The 24,579-nt window shown below is 38.1% G+C and carries 17 protein-coding genes; 5 read left to right on the plus strand and 12 right to left on the minus strand.

Features of this window, described 5'->3' with window-relative positions; genetic code table 11:
• Positions 1–28 precede the first annotated feature (28 nt).
• The gene (locus tag GQR87_RS10790) at positions 29–1,888 is read left to right on the plus strand and encodes a glutathionylspermidine synthase family protein (protein ID WP_158969207.1); all 1,860 of its coding nucleotides are present in this window, start codon (positions 29–31) and stop codon (positions 1,886–1,888) included.
• A gap of 67 nt (positions 1,889–1,955) precedes the next feature.
• Entirely contained in the window at positions 1,956–3,227 is a 1,272-nt protein-coding gene (locus tag GQR87_RS10795) for a flavohemoglobin expression-modulating QEGLA motif protein (protein WP_158969209.1), read from the plus strand.
• Positions 3,228–3,288: 61 nt separating this feature from the next.
• Here GQR87_RS10795 and purT read toward each other — a convergent pair whose 3' ends face one another.
• Positions 3,289–4,464 (minus strand): formate-dependent phosphoribosylglycinamide formyltransferase, encoded by a 1,176-nt coding sequence (gene purT / locus GQR87_RS10800; RefSeq protein ID WP_158969211.1) that lies wholly within the window; start codon positions 4,462–4,464, stop codon positions 3,289–3,291.
• A gap of 302 nt (positions 4,465–4,766) precedes the next feature.
• On the opposite strand from purT, the gene GQR87_RS22375 reads away from it, so the two are divergent.
• The gene (locus GQR87_RS22375) at positions 4,767–5,210 is read left to right on the plus strand and encodes a hypothetical protein (RefSeq protein ID WP_233267456.1); all 444 of its coding nucleotides are present in this window, start codon (positions 4,767–4,769) and stop codon (positions 5,208–5,210) included.
• Positions 5,211–5,254: 44 nt separating this feature from the next.
• On the opposite strand, the gene GQR87_RS10810 is transcribed toward GQR87_RS22375, so the two are convergent.
• From GQR87_RS10810 to glpK, 6 genes are all read right to left on the minus strand, one after another.
• A complete protein-coding gene (locus tag GQR87_RS10810) occupies positions 5,255–6,871 on the minus strand; it encodes a glycerol-3-phosphate dehydrogenase/oxidase (protein ID WP_158969213.1) in 1,617 nt (538 codons plus the stop codon).
• A gap of 24 nt (positions 6,872–6,895) precedes the next feature.
• Complete coding sequence (locus GQR87_RS10815) at positions 6,896–8,359, minus strand: SLC5 family protein (protein WP_158969215.1); 1,464 nt, start codon at positions 8,357–8,359, stop codon at positions 6,896–6,898.
• Between the two features lie 80 nt (positions 8,360–8,439).
• Positions 8,440–9,192, minus strand: coding sequence for a SapC family protein (locus tag GQR87_RS10820; RefSeq protein ID WP_158969217.1), 753 nt, complete (start codon positions 9,190–9,192; stop codon positions 8,440–8,442).
• A 2-nt stretch (positions 9,193–9,194) separates the two neighbouring features.
• Positions 9,195–10,724 (minus strand): tryptophan halogenase family protein, encoded by a 1,530-nt coding sequence (locus GQR87_RS10825; RefSeq protein ID WP_158969219.1) that lies wholly within the window; start codon positions 10,722–10,724, stop codon positions 9,195–9,197.
• Positions 10,725–10,870: 146 nt separating this feature from the next.
• On the minus strand, positions 10,871–13,606 hold the full coding sequence (locus GQR87_RS10830) for a TonB-dependent receptor (RefSeq protein ID WP_158969221.1): 2,736 nt from the start codon (positions 13,604–13,606) through the stop codon (positions 10,871–10,873).
• Positions 13,607–13,719: 113 nt separating this feature from the next.
• Positions 13,720–15,198 carry a glycerol kinase GlpK gene (gene glpK, locus GQR87_RS10835; protein WP_158969223.1) on the minus strand — a complete coding sequence of 493 codons (1,479 nt, stop codon included), beginning with the start codon at positions 15,196–15,198 and terminating at the stop codon, positions 13,720–13,722.
• 443 nt (positions 15,199–15,641) lie between these two features.
• On the opposite strand from glpK, the gene GQR87_RS10840 reads away from it, so the two are divergent.
• On the plus strand, positions 15,642–16,424 hold the full coding sequence (locus GQR87_RS10840; protein ID WP_158969225.1) for a DeoR family transcriptional regulator: 783 nt from the start codon (positions 15,642–15,644) through the stop codon (positions 16,422–16,424).
• A gap of 64 nt (positions 16,425–16,488) precedes the next feature.
• Here GQR87_RS10840 and GQR87_RS10845 read toward each other — a convergent pair whose 3' ends face one another.
• Entirely contained in the window at positions 16,489–18,621 is a 2,133-nt protein-coding gene (locus tag GQR87_RS10845; protein ID WP_158969227.1) for an alpha-galactosidase, read from the minus strand.
• Positions 18,622–18,902: 281 nt separating this feature from the next.
• On the opposite strand from GQR87_RS10845, the gene GQR87_RS10850 reads away from it, so the two are divergent.
• A complete protein-coding gene (locus GQR87_RS10850; RefSeq protein WP_158969229.1) occupies positions 18,903–20,873 on the plus strand; it encodes a beta-galactosidase in 1,971 nt (656 codons plus the stop codon).
• Positions 20,874–20,944: 71 nt separating this feature from the next.
• On the opposite strand, the gene GQR87_RS10855 is transcribed toward GQR87_RS10850, so the two are convergent.
• The 4 genes from GQR87_RS10855 to GQR87_RS10870 form a co-directional block, all read right to left on the minus strand.
• Positions 20,945–22,396, minus strand: a complete 1,452-nt coding sequence (locus tag GQR87_RS10855) for a hypothetical protein (RefSeq protein WP_158969231.1) — start codon at positions 22,394–22,396, stop codon at positions 20,945–20,947.
• A 15-nt stretch (positions 22,397–22,411) separates the two neighbouring features.
• Positions 22,412–23,728, minus strand: a complete 1,317-nt coding sequence (locus GQR87_RS10860) for a cytochrome c (protein WP_158969233.1) — start codon at positions 23,726–23,728, stop codon at positions 22,412–22,414.
• A gap of 279 nt (positions 23,729–24,007) precedes the next feature.
• Entirely contained in the window at positions 24,008–24,220 is a 213-nt protein-coding gene (locus GQR87_RS10865; RefSeq protein WP_158969234.1) for a hypothetical protein, read from the minus strand.
• 24 nt (positions 24,221–24,244) lie between these two features.
• Positions 24,245–24,577, minus strand: a complete 333-nt coding sequence (locus GQR87_RS10870) for a DUF3392 domain-containing protein (RefSeq protein ID WP_158969235.1) — start codon at positions 24,575–24,577, stop codon at positions 24,245–24,247.
• Between the last annotated feature and the right edge of the window lie 2 nt (positions 24,578–24,579).

A 24,579-nucleotide genomic window follows, 5' to 3' on the forward strand; every position in this document is an offset into this window, starting at 1 on the left:
AAAATTATTGACATAAGTTGGAGCAATTGTGACTAAACATAATGTGACTGGTGACCTACCTTTTGGTGAAGCATTGGGGATAGCCCCAGGCGGCGTAATCTCATATTCATCTGATTACGACACGGCTGATGATGCGATTTATCCTAGTCGCAGCCATTTTAGAAGTTATATTGACGGTATCTATATGGGATACAAGTGGCAATGTGTGGAGTTTGCCAGGCGCTGGCTTTATATCAATAAAGGATACATATTTAACGATGTGGCGATGGCTTATGAAATATTCAGGCTTAATTATGTTCGCGATTTAGTGAATAACACTGAATTATCCCTTCATTCTTTTCAAAATGGTTCACAAAGACGGCCAGAAGCTGGATGTTTATTAATTTGGGATGAGGGTGGAGAGTTTGAAGAAACGGGTCACGTAGCTATTATCACCGAGGTTTTTGACGATAAAATTCGCATAGTTGAACAAAATCAGGACTTTGGTAAATGGCCTAATGAACAGGACTTTTCTAGGGAGATAAAGGCTAAAATCGGTAACAAAAACGACTATTGGTTGCATTGTCCTTCTGGTAAGTCGACAATTTTGGGCTGGGTAATGCAAACTGGTGACCCTAAACATGCTGTCTTGTTTGATGTGCCTGACAAACAAAGTTTTAATATTTTGTCCTGTTCCGCAAAGGATAATGGCAAAGTAAATAGTCCTTGGCTTAATATAGCTAATGACGACGAAAATGCTTTTGTTGACATGATGCAAGGGCATAAGTTGTCGTCGTCCCCCAGCAATGAATTAAACTATTACCAAATTTCTACTGTAGCAAAAGAGGCCCTAGAATCAGCCACCGATGAACTACATCAAATGTTTATGCATGCTACAGATTATGCCCTTGCTCATCCCGAGCTTTTAGCTAAATTTGCTTTACCTGAACAGATATTGGCGAAAATTAGAACGTCATGGGCCAATCGCAGAAATCAGTTAATTACTAGTCGCTTTGACTTTGCTATGTCTGAAAATGGCTTGAAGGTCTACGAATATAACTGTGATTCTGCATCTTGTTATATGGAAGTGGCTAAAGTGCAGGGTAAATGGCTTAAACACTTCGAAGTAAAAGACGGTTATGACGCAGGTAGTGACTTGTTCAATCGACTAGTTAAAGCTTGGAAAAGTTGCAAAATAAACTCTATTGTTCATGTGTTACAAGACGATGATCCAGAAGAAACTTATCACGCATTTTTCATGAAAAGTGCCATAGAAGCGGCTGGCTACAAATGTGAAGTGATAAAAGGTTTATCTTCGCTGAGCTGGACTGCTGACGGTGACATTCAAGATTGTCATGGTGACAGCATAAAATGGGTGTGGAAAACTTGGGCTTGGGAAACAGCTTTAGATGAATTACGACTAGACGACAGTCATCAACAACAAGTTAATGAACATACTTTACCCCCTACTTTGGCCGATGTGTTATTAAACGATGACATTATGGTGTTTGAGCCCATGTGGACCTTAATACCCAGTAATAAAGCCATCTTACCCATACTCTGCTCGCTATTTCCTAATCACCCTCTGTTATTAAACACTGACTTTGAAATGAATAGCGAATTAGAGAAAACTGGCTATGTGGTGAAACCTATTGTGGGACGTTGCGGGGCAAATATTCAATTAATCGATCAAGATAAAAAAGTACTAGCCGAGAAATTTGGTCAATTCGAAAATCGAGAAAAAATATACCAACAACTGTTTGCTTTACCTTGTATAGATAACCTATATGTACAAATTTGTACCTTTACGGCACAGGGTAACTATGCTGGAAGTGGCGTACGTGTTGACCCAACTATGATTATCGGTCAAGACAGTGATTGTTTAGCTTTACAAGTTAGTCATAAATAAAATGAAACAGGCGACTCTCACAGTAGTATCAACTTGTGTTTGTTGATGAGGATGAAATCTAAGACAGATGAATAAAGAACAACAAGAAAAAGATCGGTTTTGCCAAATAAGCTCAATCTTATATGACGCCAGTCAACCGATTAGAATACTGACACATTTAGAATGGAATCGAGATATAAAACGAGAGTTCTTTGTGAATAAAGGCAAAGAACTACCTAGAGTAAAATATCCTCAATTTGATTCCAGTAAAACCTTATCGTTAGTCAATCAAGCGAGATCATTACTTGGCGACACAGACATAGATAAATGGTTAGAACGCACTGCAGTGAAGCTTGAATACGGTGCCTTAATGATGGCATCGGCAGGGACTAAAAAGTTTTATGAGTTCTCTGAAAAGTTATATGGTAAACCAACGAATCCTTTTGCTGATGGTAAATCAACACCACTTGAACTAGCTAACACCTTTGATAAACAAATTAGTAGTTATGCAAATTATGATTTAGGGGCCCCACCCCCAATGTGTTATTTAGCATCAGGCATTGCTGAACAAATGCGTGAAGCTGTAATAAAAATGTTCGGTGATGAAGCGCCCAAAGTCGAAATTGTTGATGAACTTTCGGCTAATGCATTGGCCAATCCCAATTTAATCAGGATCAGGAAAACGGCTTGTTTTACCGATCTTGATGCACAACAATTAATTAACCATGAAGCCTATATTCATGTGGCGACCTCTATTAATGGTTTAGCTCAACCTCACCTCAAAATACTAGCGGCGGGCCACCCGGGTACAACCAAGACACAAGAAGGTTTAGCTGTATTTGCTGAGTATATAAGTAACTCTATTGATTTAGACCGACTACGCAGACTTGCCGATCGTATCATTGCCATTCAAATGGCGATTGAAGGAGCTGATTTTTTACAGGTGTATCAATATTTTTTAGAAAGAATTGGCAACGAATCACAAGCTTATGAAAATAGTCGAAGAGTATTTCGTGGTGGAGTATTAACAGGTGGTGCCCCCTTTACTAAAGATGGAGTTTACCTTGAAGGGTTAATTCGCATACATAATTTTCTAAAGGCTATCGTCACCAATGGCAGAGCTGATTGTTTAAGATTACTCTTTTGTGGCAAGTTAGATCTTGAAGATATACCCGTGTTATATAAGTTAGAAAAAATGGGCTTATGTCAGCTGCCTAAGTATTTACCGCCTTGGGCGAAAGATGCACGCTATCTATTAGCCTATTTAACTTGTTCGGAGTTTCTTGGCAAAATGGACATGACTAAAATATATGCTCATTACGATGAGTTATTACACAGTATTCCCAAAGCAATAAAATAATGTGAACCAAGATAAAATAGAAAGACTCGCCACTTTTTAAACAAAGTGGCGAGCTAAATCATTAAAAGTGAACTTTGATCTTAGCAGCTGTATCCACCGCAATTTCAATTGCCTTTTCGATAGAGGTCTCACGCTTGAGTACTACGCCCAAACGACGACGTCCATCAATTTCAGGTTTACCAAATAAACGTATTTGCGTTTGAGGCTGTGCTAAAGCTACGTCTAATCCAGAATAGCGAATATCATTGGACACGCCTTCTCGTAAAATAACGGCTGATGCGCTCGGTCCATATTGTTCTATTTGGTGTATGGGTAAACCTAATATGGCGCGGGCATGTAAAGCAAACTCAGATAAGTCTTGAGAGATAAGGGTAACTAGGCCGGTATCATGTGGTCTAGGCGACACTTCGCTAAAAATAACATCGTCACCCTTAATAAATAATTCAACACCAAATAAACCAAAACCCCCTAAAGATTGCACTACACCTTTAGCCATTTTTTGCGCTTTATGAATTGCTGCTTCAGACATCACAGCTGGCTGCCATGACTCACGATAATCGCCATCTTCTTGGCGATGCCCGATTGGTGCACAATAATGAATGCCATCTTTGGCACTAATGGTTAATAGGGTAATTTCATAATCAAAATCGACAAATCCTTCAATAATGACTTTGCCTTTACCTGCACGGCCACCTTCTTGTGCATATTTCCATGCTGTTTCTATATCGTTTTGGCTGCGAACTAATGATTGGCCTTTGCCTGATGAACTCATAATAGGTTTAATTACACAAGGTATGCCTATTTTTGCGATACCAGCAGTAAACTCTTCAAAAGTCGCGGCAAATATATAGGCTGAAGTTGCTAAACCTAATGTTTCAGCAGCTAAACAACGAATACCTTCTCGATTCATGGTTAATTGTGTGGCTTTGGCACTGGGTACAATATTAAAACCTTCAGTTTCAAGTTCGGCTAAAGTGTTAGTGGCAATCGCTTCTATTTCAGGGACAATTAAATCAGGGCGTTCTTTTTCAACCAAATCACGTAAAGCGGCACCATCTAACATGTTAATCACATAACTTCTATGAGCAACTTGCATGCCTGGTGCATTGGCATATCGGTCAACCCCAATTACTTCCACACCCATACGTTGTAATTCAATGACTACTTCTTTACCTAATTCACCGCAACCCAACATCATGACTTTGGTTGCCGAAGCCGAACACGCTGTACCTAACATGGAACCTCCGAAGTTTTTAAATATAATTAATTAAGATCATAACTGAAGTCATTTCTTCTCTAAAGGGATATATATTTTTATGTTGTTCTAAATAGACATATACAAATTATATTTTTATGATCCGATATTAAATCACTACTGCCACATAGCTGCTAACTGGTTTTTGCAGGGATAATAAAAAATGCAGCTTTTGATTTAGATATTGAGTCTTTGAGAAAAGGTATTTTGAAAATAAATTTTATAAAAAGACTGAATCACGGTATCTTAACTCGTCGTTATATTCAGGTAATCTAGGGGGGAATTTGACTGTTAATACATCAACCAAGACCAGTTTAAGTCATGTGATTTATTGGTTTCTTGCTTTAAGTACTTTTTATCTGGGAATTCATCTTACACGTACAAATTTTATGGAAATCGAATGGTTCAGCCGTTCAGGTTGTTTAGTTGTTATTTTGGGTGTGTGGTCGAGTATGGGGGTCATATTTAAGGAAAAGCTGATCGTACAAAAAGTCAGTTGGAAACGAAATCAAGCATTTGCTAAATCTAAATTCAAACTGCTTAAAAGTAAGCATCGTCCAGCGATAAATGAATCTGAGATTGACGAAATAAATGACGAACACGACAAAGAACTAACCGAACAGTTACAACATTTAAAAATGTCGATTGGTGCATTAGAAGTATCATTATTAATAAGTGGAACTTTTGTTTGGGGTTTTGGCGATTTGCTGATGTTATTAACCAAGTAACAATCCGTATTTGAATCTCAATAACAAATACGGATTGTATAAATTTATATTTTAACATTCAGAGATTGTTTGTATTCCTCAAGTTTAAACTCGGCCTGATCACCAAATAAAATATGACAGGCTTCAAGTAAACCGGGGTCTGCTAAAATTTGTTGCTGACTCAAAACCAGAGAAATCTTTGAGCGTCTTCGTAAAAAATCGTCCAATTTAGTGACCATCTCTCGATTAGCTGCATGTTCTAATTCAACTGTTAAATATTCAGAATTTTTTATCAATAACTCGCCCTTTTTAGGGTTTTCTCGAATACTTTCCAGCATGTTAATAGCGTTTCTGCCGTAACGACGCCAGAATCTTTGAGTTAATGGCTCTGAAGATGACTCTGGTGTTAGTGCATCAAAATTCATCAGTTCAGCTCTGTGCATAAATTCTTCTTTTATGCTGTCATCAGGCTCCCCATACCATTTTTTATCAAGATAAGGTAATTTGATGCCAAAACTTTTGACTATATCTGCCACTTCGTTTCCAACATTAATACAGTCAGTTAATTTGCCACCAAAAATTGACATATAATGAGTCTCTGAATTGGTATCTATGGCATGTTTACGTGACAGTTGAACCCAATCAGCTTTGCCATCTTTACCTTTAATTGCTAAAGGACGAACCCCACAACGTTCAGAAATAACATCATGTTTAGTTAAAGGTTTGGCTAAATCTAACAATTTATTTGCATTATCTAATACAAATTGCCTGTCTTCCTCTGTGACTTTTGCATAGGGGTTTTCCACCTGACTATCTGTTGTGCCAATACACGTTTTGGTTCCCATAGGAATAACAAAAAATAATCGACCATCATCAGCAAAAAAGGTTAACACTTTATTACTGTCGGTAATTTTGTCGACGATTAAGTGAATACCTTTAGAAAACACATGATGATGCTCAGTTTTTTCGCCAACAATGTTATTTACTGGATCAACAAATGGACCGCAGGCATTAATAATACATTTAGAGCGGATTTGAATTTGTTCGCCACTGATAGTGTCTTTAGCATCAGTAATCCAAATGTTACCTTCTCTTTTTGAGCCTAAAGACTCCACATAATTGGCAGCGATACAACCATAACTCATGCTTGACCGAATGAAGTTGAAAACAAATCTAGCGTCATTATCGTACAAATAACAATCTGAGTATTCAAAACCGCCATTAACGTTGCTGGTATCTATTACTTGTTCTTTATTTTTTATAGATTTAGAAGACAGATAATTAGGTGCTTTAGTGAAAAATCGGCCCATCGCCCAATACAATAATGTGCCCATATAAATAAAGAAAGGTGGAAAGCGAAAGCCTTTTTGAATACTGGTTAAAAATCGTATCTCTTTGACTGTCGAAGGGTAACTGCGCATCAAATGATTTCGGCTTTTGCATAACTTGTTGACTAAGGCGTATTCATAACTTTCCAAATACTTAATTCCCCCCCATGCGAGGTTTGAGGAATTTGAACTGGTAAACCCTGCAAAATCACCTTTGTCAATTAAGGCAACTTTTACGCCTTTTGCAGCCAATGCTGCAGCAGACACAGCACCATTAATCCCACCGCCGAGGATCAATACATCAAACTCTTGTTGAGGAAGTTTTCCGATATTACTTTTACGTAAATTATTCATACTATATTTCATCTAAGTTAGGGATTATGGGTTGGTTGGCGCATTATTTGCCCACGCTATTTGAGCACTTTGACCATAAATAATTTTGTTAATAGACAGTGCTACAGCAACACAAGACACTAAGGTTAAAAACATTAGATGTATGTAATGTAAGCCAAAAGGTGCATGTAAAGGAGAGAACTCAAAAGATAGTAAACCATATAAAATCACGCCAAAAAACACAGCAGTTATCGCAGCATTGGCATGAACGTTTTTAAAGACTAAACCTACAATAAACACCGATAAAATAGGCATACTCAGCAGGCCATATAATTGTTGCAGTAAATTTATGATGCTATCAGCTTGTTGATAAACAGGCACCAAAGCTAAAGATAGTAAGGTCAAACCTGCGGTAATCCAGCCACTTAATTTAGCCACATTTGGTTTGTCATCAATATATGCCTCGTGAATATCACATACATATAAAGCGGTTGCAGAGTTAAGGTTGCTATTAAATGTTGTAAGAACCGCTGCAGCCATGGCCGCAGCAAATATACCCGATAGCCATGCTGGTAATAAATCGCCTACTATTTGCCCATAAGCAGTATCACCGATGTCACCATACAATTTGAATGATATTATCCCAGGTACCACTATGATGGTGGGAACTATTACCAGACGAATAACAGCTGCAGCAAATACTCCTTTCTGCGCTTCTTTTAAACTAGGAGCGGCCATTGCCCTTTGCGTGACGACTTGATTCGTTCCCCAATAGAACATTTGAATAAATATCATGCCGGTTAAAAGTGTATGCCATGGAATAGGTGAATTATCATCACCAATTAAGGTTAACCGTTCGGCTGGGATACCAGAAAAATCATAATCAATTGCATTTAGGGCTAAGAAAACAACAACAATCGCCATTACTAAAAGTAGAACACCGGAGTAAGTATCAGAAACAGCAACGGCTCTTAATCCTCCAAAAATGGCATACATAGCGCCTACAGCGGCAAATGCGGTGGCAATATACATAAGCGGAATATGTTGAATGTTAAACATATTTTGCATAAACAAAGAGCCGGAATAAATAACCGCTGGACAAAATATCAACGCGCTGCCTAAGAAAAACATTACACTGATTACTGCACGAATGTTACGATTTTGATAGCGTTGTTCAAGTAATTCGGTGGTGGTTGTACACTTGAATTTATAATAAACTGGTAAAAAAACTTTAGCTAAAATAAACAAACCAACCACTGCAGAAAACTCCCAGAGCGCCAATAGAGCCATTTGCTGACCATTCATACCCACAAGTTGGTCCGTACTTAAATTAGTTAAAGTGATTGAACCTGCTACAAAATACCAAGCGAGACCTCCACCTGCTAAAAAATATTCTTTATTTTGGCTAGCTTCTCTATGACCTTTACCTTTACAGTGCATATAAGTGAGAAAAGCTATTAATGCGGTTACTCCTAAAAAGACGGAAATTTGTACTATGTGGTCGGCCATTATTTTTCCTTTACTTACAATGTTGGTGTGTCTGTTTGTTGTTGTAATTTTTTACACAAAGGTCACTATTGATTAAAAATTTAACTTTTAGTTAGCTCAAGTTTTACTGTTTGTATTTGCTGAGTAATATGTTGCTGATTATTCTTTTGTACGAGTCCGTTCAATTGAGATATAGATAACAAAATTCCATGTATCGGGGGGAGATAGCCTAACTGGTTTAATTCTCCTAGCTGGCTGTCAGTTAAAGTGTGTAATTTATCTTCATTAATGGTGTGTAAACCAGTCAATGTTTGTGGGCTTTTATCTAGATATTGCACTATGATATTGATTGACTTTAGCAGGCCCATTTCTTGTAATTTTTGACCAAACTGAAACGTCTGGATGTCATTTTGAATATCGCTTTCAAGCATACTTTTTATACGACTCAAAAATAGAGTAGCTTTACCGTTAGACTCAAACAATCCTTCTCCACTCGCAATCGAAAAAGCTTGGTTACTTTGATCAATACCGATAGTGTATTGATTCTCGCCATGACTAGAATTCATTAAATAGAATGGATAACTTTGCATGCAACTCGGTTGATAAACCGCTTGCCATTGATTATTTTCAACAAATAAACTATTACCCATTTGAAAACTGGCTAAAGCAGATAGATTCCAATAACCAGTATGTAAATTTTTGTTAAAAAACACAGGGAAATTACATATAGTTTGTGCAACCTCAGTAACACGTGTATTTAATAAATGTTGACTCGCCGCAAAATGAATAACACTTTGCGGATTCACTTTAAGATGTTTATGGATATCACTAGATAACTCGACTAACTTTGCCATGTTTATATTCCTTTAGTCACTGAGGCTAACCATTTCTCGATATAATCACGATGTGGTGGTAATGTATTCAGCATCTGTTGGGTAAGCTGTTGATTACGTTTGATAATTTTATCTGCCTGACTTTGTTCATCATATAAGTAAGCTTGTTTATCAAATTCTGGTTTAAATTCCATACCATATAAAACGTACTGATAACTTGCAGCGGGAAACAGTTCAGTGGCACTGTTAAAATCAGCCAAAGTGGGGCCGCGATACTTCCAAATAGATAAATCTTCTTGCAGACTTTCAGGAATGGTGTCAGCTTGACAATGCGCCTGCCAATATGGCTCGGGGCGTTTTGTTAACATATAATGAAATTTTAAAAAATCGATAATTCGTTGCCAACGGTAATCCATTTGTTGATTAAATCGTTTGGCTACTACAGACATCAAGCAACTGTCCGCGGGTAAGTTTTCAGCAATATATCTAGCTGATATTTCAACCAGCATAATAGCGGTTGCTTCTAATGGTTCAACAAACCCTGCAGACATTCCAACGGCAACACAATTTCCCTTCCAAAACTGTTTTCTGTGTCCTGACTGAAAGCTAATTTTACGTGCAGTTAAGCTTTCGGCCTCTGGTCCTACATAAGCCCTTAAATTTGCTTCAGCTTCATCATCAGACAAAAACTCACTTGCATAAACATGTCCAACTCCGCGCCTATTCGTTAAGCCTATATCCCAAATCCAACCAGCATTTTGTGCAGTCGCTATGGTATGACAAGCAATGTCTTGTTGCGGATCGTTATAAGGCACATGCATTGCCAAAGCTGTGTCATTAAATAAAATTTTATCAGTTTTAATAAAGGGTACATCTAATGCATTCCCTAATAGTAAGGAAGAGAAACCTGTGCAATCTACAAATAAATCGGCGGTTAATGAACCATTTTTTTCTAATTCAATTTTTTCAATATATTGCTTATCGAAATCTACTACGTTTTTCACTGTATCCACTAAATGATGAACATTTAATTTGTTTTTACAGTGAGCTTTAAGAAGGTCGGCAAATGCCCCTGCATCTAAGTGGTAGCCGTAATTACATTGCCCTTGATATTCTGCATCAGCCATAGTTCTGGGGGCAAGACCTGCAGCCCCTACCCCATATTGAAAATTTGCATCTATGGCAAAATCTTCAATTTTATTGACATATGGGGCTAAGTCTATGCGCCCATACCCTAATGGTAGAGTGAATGGGTGATAGTAAAAATCGCCATTACCATGGACCCATTCAACAAATTTACCGCCTTGCTTAAAAGCAGCATGACAGTGGTTAAAAAAATCACTCTCAGAAATACCGATTTGTTGTAGGGTATTTTTCATTGTAGGCCAAGTTCCCTCTCCCACTCCTACCGTTGGGATATCGGAAGATTCTATTAAGGTCACCTTAAATTGTTGAGGATTTGCTTTTTGGTGATGAGCTGCAATAATTGCTGCACTTAACCAACCAGCTGTGCCGCCACCCACTACAACAATTTCTTTAACCTGAGATGTCATTTGCATTTTACCTGTTAGATTCATTTACTTAATGATATTGAACCATATTCTGTTTACCCTAAAACATTTTTTCAATCACACATCTAGTATATTTGATTGAAAAAATGGCCTGCTTTCACAGGCCGATGTAATAATTAATTAACTAATTAAAACTTAGCTCTTACACCAATAGCATAACGAGAACCGTTATCTTCGATGTTATAAGTTTGATTAGCAAAACGACCAGTTTGTACTAATTCTTCTTCGGTAATGTTGATCCCCTCAAAGAAAACTGTGAAGTTATCATTGATATCGTAGCTACCACTGATATCCCATTGACCATAAGTTTCGGTGTTAACCGGCTCTCCAGTACTACCGTTATCAACTAGACGTAAAAAAGACTCACGATTATTAAAAGCTATACGAGCTTGCCAATCTTCGGCTTCGTAAAAGGCTACAATATTCTGTGAATCTCCTAAACCTTCAAGTGCAAAACCTTCGCTTGAACTACTGTCCACTACCGTTGCGTTGGCGATAAAACCAAAGCCATTATCAAACACATGAGTGACAGCAATTTCGTAACCACTAACTGTGCCACTTTCACTGTTGCGAGGACGGCTGACTGTATAGTCTTCTTGAGCACCATTTAGTTCTGCTATATCAGCAACGTTAGCGTCTGCACATAGGGCTGTATTAGTCGTACTACATAAAAAATCGGGACCCATTCGGTCTGTCATAGTGTAAGTCTCGATGCCTGTCGTAGTAACAATAAAGTTTTCAACTTCTTTATTGAATACAGCGAACGTGAAGAAACTAGCATCTCCGTAATACCACTCGTATGAAATATCCCAGTTTTCGGAGGTGAAAGGTTTTAAATCGGGGTTACCACCCTGAGCAGTCAAGTTTTGACGACGTGGCTCATTAAAGGTAGTAGCGGGTGACATTTGCGACATAGTTGGACGAGTCAATGAATCGTAAGAAGCAAAACGTAACACCATATCATCTTGGATATCTAACTTAACGTTGATACTAGGCAATAAGTTTGCATAGTCGGCACTACCAACAATGTCATTAGGTGCGGCAAAATGATTAGCAAATAAGGTTTCATCCGTTGTTTTTACTACATCGCTAATAAAACTTTGAACCGCAAACACATCAACTGAAGTTTGCGCGTATCGTGCCCCTAAATTTACCGTCAATGGCATGTCACCTAAATCATGTACAAATGTAAAGTCCATGTACAAAGTAGTGATATCTTCATTAATGGTATACCTGTTATTTTGTAAAGACGTTTCGATTGCGTTGCCATCGCTTGCTAAGAAATCGACATACTTATCGCCGTCATATGAATAAAAGGTATCAATTAAGCCAGGGAAATAGTTTTTAGCAGTAAACGCTTGAAATTCAATCACGTCATTTGGTGCTGCTGTGCCATATCCACAATAAACACATTGGCTACCAAATATTTGGAAGCTAGACTTTTCACGCTCTTGACGATAAGCACCAAAACGTGCAGTTTGGAATACATCACTGTCGGCAGTGTAAACAAAATCTGCTTTGAATTCAGTTACCTCATCTTCATCGCTAAATGTGTTGCCTTTTTCGTTGTAATGTAAACGAGATAAACTAGCGTCTGGAAGGCTTCCGTTATCAAAACCATCGTGACGAACTGTAGGAATACTGCCTGTGTTGTCAAACTCAAATTCATTAATAATACCCACTACATTAAAACGATCCTGGCCTGCTCTGTCGTTCTCTGCATCAGAAGTTGAGATATCAAATGTCGCTTCTAGTTGGTCAGTAATAGCCCACTCAACATTTACACCAAAACCTTGTGTAGTAGAGTCTCTTGAATTACGTGTATGGGATACAAAATCGGTCGCTGGATTACCACTGCCTTGGGCATCAAGTCCAATATTTTGGGTAAATGAAAGCAAGGTACCTGTTGCTTCGTCTATTTGTGCAGAGCCAACACGATCTGGTTCAAACCATGAAGCTAAATCTGTAGCGACTGAATCCACTTCGAATTTAGAAACAAAACCATCAACTGTGACGGTAACATCTTCAGATGGTGCATATTGTAAAACCAAGCTAGCGTTAGTACGTGTGCGTTCTTGTTGGTCAACGATTTGATCCCAGTTGCGAGGAATGTAGGCATTTTCGAAAAGTACACCGTCTCTAGAGTTTTCAATAGTTTGATTTGGACGCCAGCCAGCTGTTTCAATGCGGTTAATTTGCACATCACGCTGTTGATGGCTAATCGCGAGTAATGCGCCAAAACTATCATCAGCAAAGGTATTACTAATTAGAACAGAGGCCGCTGGTGATGTTTTTTCAGACAAACTTTCGTATACGCCTTTAGCAGACCCAACTAGTTGAAATCCAGTATTATCAAAAGGTTTAGCTGTAGAAACATTTACCGTTCCACCCATGGCACCTTCTTGCATGCTAGCTTGTGACGTTTTGTATATATCTGCACCAACGATTTGGTCGGCGGCTAAAATATCAAAATTAAACTCTCGCCCAGCACTATCGGTAGCCATTTGGCGACCATTTACCAGTACCGTATTAAATTGCGGGCCAAAACCACGAACAGTAACTGCTTGCCCTTCGCCGCCGCTTCGATCAATCGAAACACCAGTAATTCGTTGCAAAGATTCTGCTACGTTTAAGTCAGGAAATTTACCTAAATCTTCTGCAGCAATTCCGTCTGAAACAACAGCCGACATTTTTTTGTCTTCCATTGCGCGTTTAAGGCTACTTACTACACCTCGAACAGAAATGACTTCCATATTTTCATCAGTAGGCACTGCTTGCGCACTAACGTTACTGCTAGCAAACGCCGTAGCCATCGCTACTGCTATTGCGGTATATTTATTTGAGTGTTGTGTGTGTACTTTCATATTATCTCCCCCTTAGAAGACGTTTTTGTTTTATTCTCAGTTCTATGCTTTCGTTGTTTAAAACTTAAAGGTTATAAAATTGAGGTCAAAATCAGTTATGTTATCGAACTTACTTAATGCCTAACTTTAGCAATGGCTTTTAACCACCCTTGATAAAGCTTGTCTCTTAAATCGTTTGAAATTGTTGGCTTAAATACTTTGTCGCTTTTCCACAGACTAGCAATCGTGTCTTTGTCTTTATAAATGCCAGCTTGTAACCCTGCTAAATAAGCCACACCTAGAGCTGTAGTTTCAGTAATTTCAGGGCGTTCAACTGAAATATTTAATAGATTTGCCAAAAACGCTAAGGTCCAGTTACTACTAGACATTCCCCCGTCTACTCGCAAGATATTCGGTTTTAAACCGTCATTTTCCATAGCAAGTTGTAAGTCTTTGGTTTGATAACAAACAGATTGCAAAGCTGCCGTGACTATTTCTGGAATACCAGAATCTCGAGTTAACCCAAGAATCGCGCCGCGCGCATCTGAATCCCAATAAGGGGCGCCTAATCCTGTAAAAGCCGGCACCATGTAAACACCATGATCTAGAGGCGTACACTCGGCAAAACCGTCACTTTCATTGGCTTGAGATATTATTTTAAGTCCATCACGTAGCCATTGAACTGTTGCCCCAGCCATAAAAATACTGCCTTCAATGGCGTAAGTTACTTCACCATTTAGTCGATAAGCTACAGTGGTTAATAGTTTGTTGTTAGATTTTAGTGGCGTAGTTCCTGTGTTTTGCATAACAAAACAGCCGGTGCCATAGGTGCTTTTAGCCATCCCGGGAGCGAAACAAGCTTGGCCAAATAATGCGGCTTGCTGATCGCCGGCTACTGCACAAATAGGAATAATCTTTTCAAAAAGTGACGGCATCGTCATACCAAAGTTATCGGCTGAGTCTTTTACTTCGGGCAACATAGAAGCAGGAATAGAAAACAGCGTTAGCAATTCTTCATCCCAGCATTGTTGATGAATATTAAATAACATGGTGCGAGAGGCGTTGGTGGCATCGGTCATGTGCGATTTGCCGTCAGTCAATTGCCAAAGCAGATAACTATCAACGGTGCCGAAAGCTAACTCACCGTTTTCAGCTTTTGCTCTAGCGCCTTCAACATTCTCTAATATCCAGCGTACTTTAGTTGCTGAAAAATACGAATCTAACAACAGGCCTGTTATGTCACAAATTAGCGCTTTGACCTCTTTAGTGCCGATACTTTCACAATACTCAGCTGTTCTTCGGTCTTGCCAAACAATAGCGTTATAAATAGGTTTGCCGGTAGTACGATCCCAAACCAATGTTGTTTCTCTTTGGTTGGTAATACCAATTGCATGCACTTTATCCACATCAACTTTGCTGTTAAGTAACACTTCTTTACAAGTTGATAAAACGGATTGCAAAATATCATTGGGGTTATGTTCAACCCAGCCATTTTGCGGGAAGAGTTGTGGAAATTCTTGTTGAGCTTTCGCATATACCTGACCTTCTTCTGTAAATAATATTGCCCTAGAACTTGTGGTTCCTTGATCAATGGATAAGAAAAAACCAGACATATTTTGTAATCCTCAATTTGAATGAAAGTGATGATAAACCAAAACGAACATTAATCAACATTTTTTAACAAAAAATATTCATTTAATTACATTTGCGGTTCATGTTGAACTATTTATTTAACAACATAAGGGTAGTTAAAGTTACAATATTTATCTATACACCTTTAGTTATATTTATAATATGGTCAGTAAATATAATAAAAATAAGGAGTTAACATAATCAAACATTGCTATTGTTTTGAAAAGAAAAAAACTATATTTAGTTAACAAATATCTAGCATGTCAATAATATATCAGATCTAAATATGCCAAAATATCGACGTCATACGAACAAAAACGAACTTTATTTGAATATTTTGATGTAATAATTGGAAGTACCGTTTAAAATAACTATGTATTTGATTTTTTCTATATACCTAATTTAACGTTTTAAGGAATAAAAAATGCCACAGAATAAAAGGCAAGTTGCTTTAGTTGAACATTTGCAAGCCAAAGGATTTGTAGGCATTGACGAGTTAGCGCTGCATTTCGATGTTACACCGCAGACAATCAGACGAGACTTAAATTACTTAGATGAAATAAACTTAGTTGTTCGACGACACGGTGGGGCTGAAACGACTAATACTTCTACTACGGCTAATACCTCATACCAATCTCGAAAAATTATGAACCTTGATTCGAAGGAAGCCATAGCCAAAGAATTAGTTAAGCTTATTCCAAATGGCGCTTCTGTATTTATCAACATAGGTACCACCACAGAAACCATAGCCCGTGCTTTGATGAATCATCAGGACTTAAATATTGTCACCAATAATATTCATGTGGCCACTATATTATCTGCTAAAGAAGATTTTACTGTTATTGTCGCTGCGGGTGAAGTGAGGCATAAAGATGGCGGTATTATTGGTGAAGCAACTTGTGACTTTATCTCACAGTTCCAAATGGATTATGGAATTATAGGGATCAGCGCTATCAGTAATGACGGTTCATTGTTAGATTTTGATTTTAGAGAGGTTAAAGTAGCCCAAGCAATTATTGATAATTCTGATTGTATTATTTTAGCAGCTGATCATTCTAAATTTGGCAAAAGTGCTATGGTCAAGCAAGGTAGCATTACTCAAGTTGATCACTTATATACCGATGAAAAATTGTCTGCAGAATTGATGGAAGTGTTAGCGATGAGCCAAGTTCAGACACATATAATTGAATCTAATTACAATAGTTAAATAAAACAAAAAGCCCTTTTTGTCGTTAGAAAAAGAGGGCTTTTTAACGTTTACAAATCACATGTTACACTTGCTTTAATTCAAATATTAGAGATGTTTGTGGAAAAAAAGCAGGTAATTGCATACCAAATTGTTTTAAGACTTCACCACTAAATGTTTGTCCTTCAACTTTGGCTAAAACAGATGGCGAAAATTCTTTTAAATCAGTTGGCCAAATAAGATTTAACTGATAACTCTTATCGTCATCCAAACCAATGAATCTATACTTATCAGGGTTCGTTCTTTTTACTTCATTTACACTGTTGTAAGCGAATAAAGCATGGCTTTTATCTTGCTTTACAATGCCAAAATCTACCGAAAACTTGTTTTCATTCATTCGTACTAAATCACCAGAATGAATTAGTTGACGATGCTTTTTGTGCAAACTGATTATTTCAGATAAGGCCGTTATTTCGTGATCAGTGAGTTCCCTTGGATCCATCTCAATACCCATATGGCCAAAGAACGAAACGGCAGCGCGCATTTCTATGCTGATATGGCGTCCTGTAATGTGGCAATCTCTTGGGCCCACATGAGCGCCCATAACTTCTGCAGGGAAAAAGAAAGAACAGCCACGTTGAATAGACAAGCGATCTAACGCGTCATTTGAATCTGAAGTCCAAACTCTGTCGGTATGAGACAATACGCCATAGTCAACTCGTCCACCGCCTGAGGCACAACTTTCTATTTCTACATGCGGGTGTTTCGCTTTTAAGCTTTCAACTAATTTATAAAACGCTAGGGTTTGTTGATGAATTGCTGGCCGTCCTAACAAGTTTCCAGGGTGGTTATAGTCTCGGTTGTTATCCCACTTAATGTACATAATTTTCGGATACTCAATCAAAATATCATCGATCACTTTAAATAAGTAATCTATCACTGCAGAATTGGTAAGATCTAAAACTAATTGGTTTCTAAACTCCAACTGCTCGTTGCCTTCGGTTGCCAACGCCCATTCTGGATGTTTACGATATAAATCACTGTCTGGGTTGACCATTTCAGGTTCAAACCATAAACCAAACTCTAAACCTTGGTCGTTGACATGATCAATAAGTGGCCCTAAACCATCAGGATAGATATCTTTATCAACATACCAATCGCCTAGGCCTGCAGCATCTCCACGGCGGCCATTAAACCAACCATCATCTAAAACAAAACGTTCAACGCCCAATTGACTAACTTGCTGAGCCAACGACTTTAATGTGTCCATATCGTGGTCGAAATACAAGCCTTCCCAAGTATTAAAATGTATCGGTCTAGGTTTGTTTTTTACCTCAGGACGAAGGAGGTTACTGCGTACAAACTGATGAAAGTTTTGCGATAATTCGCTGAGACCAGAATCAGAAAAACTAACATATAGATTAGGACTTTGGTAACTCTCACCATGACCTAATGTTAGTTCTCCAGGCATTAGTAATTCACCTAGCTGTGCATAATTTCGGCCTTCAGGTAGATGTTCAACTCTGGTTCTATGGTTACCACTCCAACCCAAATGAAAACCATAACAATTGCCAGAATGTTCATCAGTTTTATCGTCATGCAGTACAACTCCAGGGAAGTTGTCATGAGAGGTTTTACCTTTGCGGTTTTCTCGTAAAAAGCTGCCCATAAATAAATCAACTTCATTACGTAAAAACTCATTTGACCAACGGCCTTCAAACGATAAAATCTTATTAATACTATCGGGTACTGGAATGGTTGGCGCGGCGCACCAATGCACATCTAAAGGCTTCACTGCTAAGTTTACTATACGAGTTGATGCGGTTAACACACTAGATTGTTTATCTAAGTGTAATGTATGCACCACCTCAATTTTACGAATTTGATCAACACTTACAAACTCAACTGTCTGCTCATTACATTGATTTACTTTGGTTAATTCCCCCCCCAAAGACCAAGCATTATCATGATTGTTGATCTCTATCCCTGGTGCGCCGGTAAAACCTTGGCCATTTAATGGAGATAACGAAATTGGAGCCTCAACCACAACGGCGCACTTTACCTCTTGTCGTGTGGATAAATGTCTAATCATTTCTACTGAACTGGCTACAGAGAGCACCTTCCCCCAATAAAGTATGCTTGGGGTCTTGGTTAAACAATCGACTATTAGACTTGCTTTTCGGCTATTAAGTTGGACAAAACTAGGCAGTTGGCTCATTAAATGCTCCTCATTGATGTGAATTTAGTTTAATCACGACAGAGATAAAATCACTATTTTTCAGTTTAATGTTGTAATAATCTGCACAACTATTGGCGTGAGTTAATAATGGGTTAAAAATTTGCGTCTATATTAATTATATAACGATAAAAATCCAGTAAATTGTTCGAAATAAAACAATTTAAGTTCGTTTGTTTTCACTTTATGTTACATTATTGTAATAGCGCTAACAACAAGACATATCTTAGTTTAGCTTCCAACAACACTATTAGAGAAAAATTATGTTAGGTATTTGTTATTATCCAGAACATTGGCCCGAGCACATGTGGCAACAAGATGCTCAGGAAATGAAGGCGTTAGGTTTACGCTATGTGCGTATTGGGGAATTTGCTTGGTCACGGTTAGAGTCAACGCCTGGCAATTACCATTTTGATTGGTTAGACAGAGCAATTGATACACTCGCAGCGGCAGGCTTACAAGTTATTATGTGTACACCAACAGCTACGCCCCCCAAATGGTTGATTGATAAATACCCTAGTATTCTACCTGTTGATATTAATACCGGCAGTGTCAGAGGGTTTGGCTCTCGCAGACATTATGATTTCTCTAGTCCTGACTATCTTCGCGAAGCCTTAAAAATTTCTGAAGTGGTAGCAAAACGTTATGGCCACAACCCTAACGTTGTAGGCTGGCAAACCGATAACGAGATTGCTTGTCATGATACTTGCCATAGTGGTTCAGAACATGCAAAACGGGCGTTCCAACAATGGTGTAAGAATAAATATAAAGATATTGATAACTTAAACAGTGCATGGGGCACAGTATTTTGGTCTATGGAATATCAAGATTTTTCACAAATTGAACTGCCTATTTTAGCTGTCACCGAAACCCACCCTGCTCACCAACTAGCCTATCGTCGTTTTAGCTCAGATCAAGTTATTCATTTTCATGATGAAATGATTAAAGTAATTAGACGTCACGCACCCAATCGTTGGGTCACACATAATTTTATCCCAATGGCTGACACACAAACGGATAATCACGCCCTAGCAAAAAATTTGGATTTTGTTAGTTATGATAATTATCCACTTGGTCGAAGTGATCTGTTTTTTGCTGAAGCACCAGCAGAGAAATTTAAACCTTATATGCGTACAGGACATCCTGATTACGCTAGTTATGCTTTTGATCAAAGCCGAGGCATTAGTAAGCAAAACTTTTGGATAATGGAGCAACAACCTGGCCCGGTAAATTGGGCCCATCATAATCCTCGGCCCGAAAAAGGTATGGTACGTTTATGGTCTTGGCAAGCATTTGCACACGGCGCCGATTGTGTATGTTTTTTCAGATGGCGCCAAGCGCCTTTTGCGCAAGAACAAATGCATGCTGGTATAAAACGTAATGACAACTCAAAAGCCCAAGCTTGGTATGAAGTTGAGCAGCTCAATGCAGAGATGGCACGATCAAATCTAAAAATTGGCAGTGCAGTCAAAGCTAAAGTAGCGATAGTTACCGGTACGCTTAATCAATGGGTAACCGAGATTGAAATCCAAGGAACCAGCTACAGTCAGTTAGAAGTAGAATTTGCTTACTATTCTGCTCTGAGACAATTAGGTCTAGCCGTCGACTTTGTCTCGACTGAAGATGATTTAAGTCAGTACAGCTTGGTAGTTGCACCATGTTTGCCAATTGTAGAGCAAGCCTTTGTAGATAACTGCAAAAATAGTGGCGCGCATTTAATCTTTGGACCTAGAGCAGGTGCAAAGACAAATGAACTAAGCTTAGTGCCTAATTTAGGCCCAGGTTTGTTACAACAACTTATTCCTATAAAAGTACTGACGACAGAAACGATTCGTCCTGATTGCAGTGAAAGCATGACCTTTAACGGTAAACAGTACGAAAGTAGTCGCTGGCGTGAAGAGCTTGAGTTAAGCGAAAGCGTGCAAGTGATAGCCATAGATAGCAGCAATCAACCTATGGTTGTGCAAAAAGGCAACATTAGTTATATCGCAAGTTTAACGTGTGATGAGTTTTTACAAGATTACTTTGAAAGTATTGCGAATCAAGTCGGCGTAAGCACCATAAGATTACCTAAAGATATGCGTATGATGCAAAGAGAAAACTTAACCTTTATTTTTAATTATTCTAGTCAGTCGCAATTTTTCCCTGATGAAACGGCAACACAGTTAGGCAGTTTTGTATTAGGTAGTGCTGAACTAGCGCCATTTGATGTGGCGATCATAGAACATCACTAAAAATTAGTGGCAAATAAAAAGGGTTAGCTATATAGCTAACCCTTTTTTTATTGGTTGAACAATCAATTTAATTACTTACGTAATTGATTCAGTGTGTAGTAAACCTTCTCAACACCCACATTACGGCCATTAATGTCTTTTAAACCTGGAAAATCAATTTGCACTAACTTATCAGCGGTTAGCGGCATATCAATTGTCACGGTTAATTTATCTGCAGACAAACTAACCTTGCTAGGTTTTACAGCTTCTAAGTTCATCTTCGGTGAACCATAATTTCCGCTGTAATGATAATTCCATTGTTGAGCAGAGAAACTATCTAAACTAACTGAATTAACATCAACTTTATCGGTAAATGTTAATGTAAAGCCGGTTTTAGTTAATTTAATATTATGTAGCTCAAAAGGAGTTGTGCCATCCCAAACCACTTTTTGTAAGCCGAATGGTTTGCCACCTGCAGCGCCCCATCCTCGTGCTGTTTGACCTACCCATAGTTGACCTTTAATATCAAACTCATTACGAATATTGCCGCTTTGAAAACCATTCATAAAGTTGATTACCGCGCCTTGATAGACGCCGTTCACCTTATCTAACAGTACTCTAAAGATATTAGATTGAGTTTGGTCGCCAATAAATATCTGGCCTGCAAAGGGACCAAATTGTCCTTTTGTAGTATCCCATGCAGGGTTACCTGGTGAGTTGGCTACTTCTAAATGAGGAATTAGCGCCACTGGCTTTTCACGTATTTTGTCAAATACTTCAACTGCAGTGTTAGTAATCGACTCTTTACTGTAACCAGGCCTTTGGGCTAAAGAAACGGGATGGCCGTAGAACTTACCTTCTTGTAATAAGTGGAAGGTAGAAGTAGGCACCCAATCACCTTGATTATCGGTATAAAACAGCTCGCCCTCTGGACTACTGCCTAAACCGGCTGGTGATCTTAATCCCCAAGCATAAGGTGAGAACTCACCGTCTTTATTGACTTTAAAAGCAAAACCCCGATAACCACCAGAACTGCCCATTGCACCTAACGAAAAAGCATCAGGATCACCATGACTTAAATTCAAGGTACCGTAGTAGTTACCGGCTTTATCTTTCACTGGCCCAAAGGTAAACTCATGGTAGTTATCATGAAAGTCCCAATCACCGGCAAGCATAGAATACTCATCTGCTTGTCCGTCGTTATCAGTATCTCGCAAGCGAGTAAACTCAGGTTTTTGCGCGACAACAATGCTACCGTCATCATCGACCAATAATCCAGTAGGTTCATGTAAGCCCTCAGCAAACTTAGACCATTTATCTCCCGCAAGCTTCCATACATCGCCAAAACGCGTGGCAACGTACACTTCACCGGTAGATGTTGAGTCTAAACCTGTAGCGTGAAACCTCACATCTTCCGGCGTCTCAATAGTCACAATGCTGTAACCATCTGGTTTATAAGTATGTTTAGGTGGCTGCTGTGCGTATACAGAAACAGCGCTGCTTAACAATAAGGATAAGCCTAGTGCTTTTGTAATTTTGTTCATTTGTTTAGCCTTAAATTATTTACTTGAAACATTAATTGAGAAAGAGGTTTTATTAGGAGTAATAGTTAACGTATTACCTTTAATAACGCCATCTTGGCTAGTTATCTGCACTTTCTCATTGTTAGGTAAGTCAAACACAACAGGCGATGCAGACTTAGATAACACTTGGTAATTCAAGGAAAGACCGTTAGTAGACTGGTTAGATGTAGTTAATTGGTAATCAACACCGTCTTGATTAAAGAAAAATGCTGGTATACCTTTGTTAGTCATTTTTTGATAATGACATTTACTTGTGCTTTGCATGGCAAAGGTATCATTTTTATTAATAAACCAATCACCTAAAACTATGCTTCCGTCTTTACCTCGGCCATCAACATTTGGACCTACGTTCAACATATCACCTGTCCAAACACCTACTACGTCACAACTGCGAGTATTAAAGGCATAATTGATTTTCTCAGGAAAGCCAACAGAAATGGAGTAAGTAGGTAAGTTATGAATTTTTTTACGTTGTATAACAGGTTTAATGTCTGCCGTTACTAGTATTTTAGTGTCTTTCATTATCTTATCGCTACGAGTCGATAAGCCAAATAATTTAACACTTTTATCTTCGTTAGTAACAAACAAGGCTAAATTCTTTTTCCAATCTTGTTTAAAGTTGTCACCCACAATATATTGGAACTTAACGTGTTGTTTGCCTGGCTTGAGTGTCCAAGTAGTAGCTTGTGGGAAAGGTTTATTAACTTCTTGTCCGTCTATATGCAGTGTTGTTGGCGCAATTTTCCAACCTTCAATAAATAATTTACTTGGCTCTTTGGGTGCAAACAAAGTGCCTTCGAATTCAAGGGCATAATGTTTAACTTCAGGCATTTCAAAATCCATTAGATTTTTCGGTAGACTGCCTGATTTAATTAATTTATCAGCAGTGACAGACACATCTTTTTCATCTGTCATTTGATATATTTTGAAGGTTAAGTTAGCTAAACCTTCTCGTTTAGATATGATAAAGGCTGTAACTTCTTGTAATTGTTTATCAGAAAACATCGCACCAAAAGCAGGCATACCAGCGTTGTTAAAGCCCTGTTTTATATTAGTCAATATTTGTGAGGGCGCTTCACCATGGATCCATTCACCGTCTTTTAAATTAAATCCAGTAGCGCCACTTAAATCTTTCGCATGACAAGCAGCACAAGCTTGTATAAACAACTCTTCTCCCCCTTGAACTGCGCTAGAATTGTTCGTTAAAGAAATAAGTTTATTGTCCTGTTCATTTGCCTGAACATTTCCAATACCCATAGAAAGAACTAAAGGGATTAATCCAATTTTTTTCATTTAATTGCCTTTATGATTATTAGCTAAATTAGCTAACTGAAGATGAGCTATTTTTTAACAGTAAAATTACAATATTTACAGCTGAATTACTACGCGCATATTTAATTTCATAAAGGTAAAAACGAAGTTAAGTAATGATAAAACTAAAAGTATTAAAAAATGCTTGGTTTAATTTCGTTCTATTTCAAGTTCCATTATATTTGCACTCTATAGATCACTTAAAATAAACTCGTATGATTCAAATATAAAAGTTCAACCTGAAAAGATAAATAGGCATTGCTAATTATCAATATTTTGATTATTAGTTGAACCTTTAAGGGGGGCTAGCAATAAATAGAAAATCCAAGCGAACCAAAACACAAATATAGTAAGTAACAGCCACGCTATCTTTTCACCACCTTGGGTACGATTAGAAATGGCTATTTTTAATATGGGAAATAGCCATATACAAAACACAAAAAAACCTAACAATACAATTAATACAATTTCCATATTACTTCCTTATCCATGCCTAACTTAAATATAACGTCTGTGCTCTGCTAAATAACCTAACAATAAAAATACACCAATTACAGTCACGCCCCTATATATGTGAGGGATCGCTAAAATAACTTGTTTTAAAAAAGGACTAACAAATACTAGTAATAACCCGTAACCAAACGCACAAATTAAAACAAATACTATGGTGCGGATCACAAAGTGGTATTGGCTAATCATACGTTTAATGTGTTTATTGATCACGTCGCCGTAAACCACCAATATCGTCGCTAAAATGGTTAGGGCGATTTCACTATAATATGGCTGCATCCAACTGGAGATTTGAGCTAAAGCATCTAATATAGGTTGCATCA

Source organism: Paraglaciecola sp. L3A3 (assembly GCF_009796765.1).
GTDB lineage: Bacteria > Pseudomonadota > Gammaproteobacteria > Enterobacterales > Alteromonadaceae > Paraglaciecola.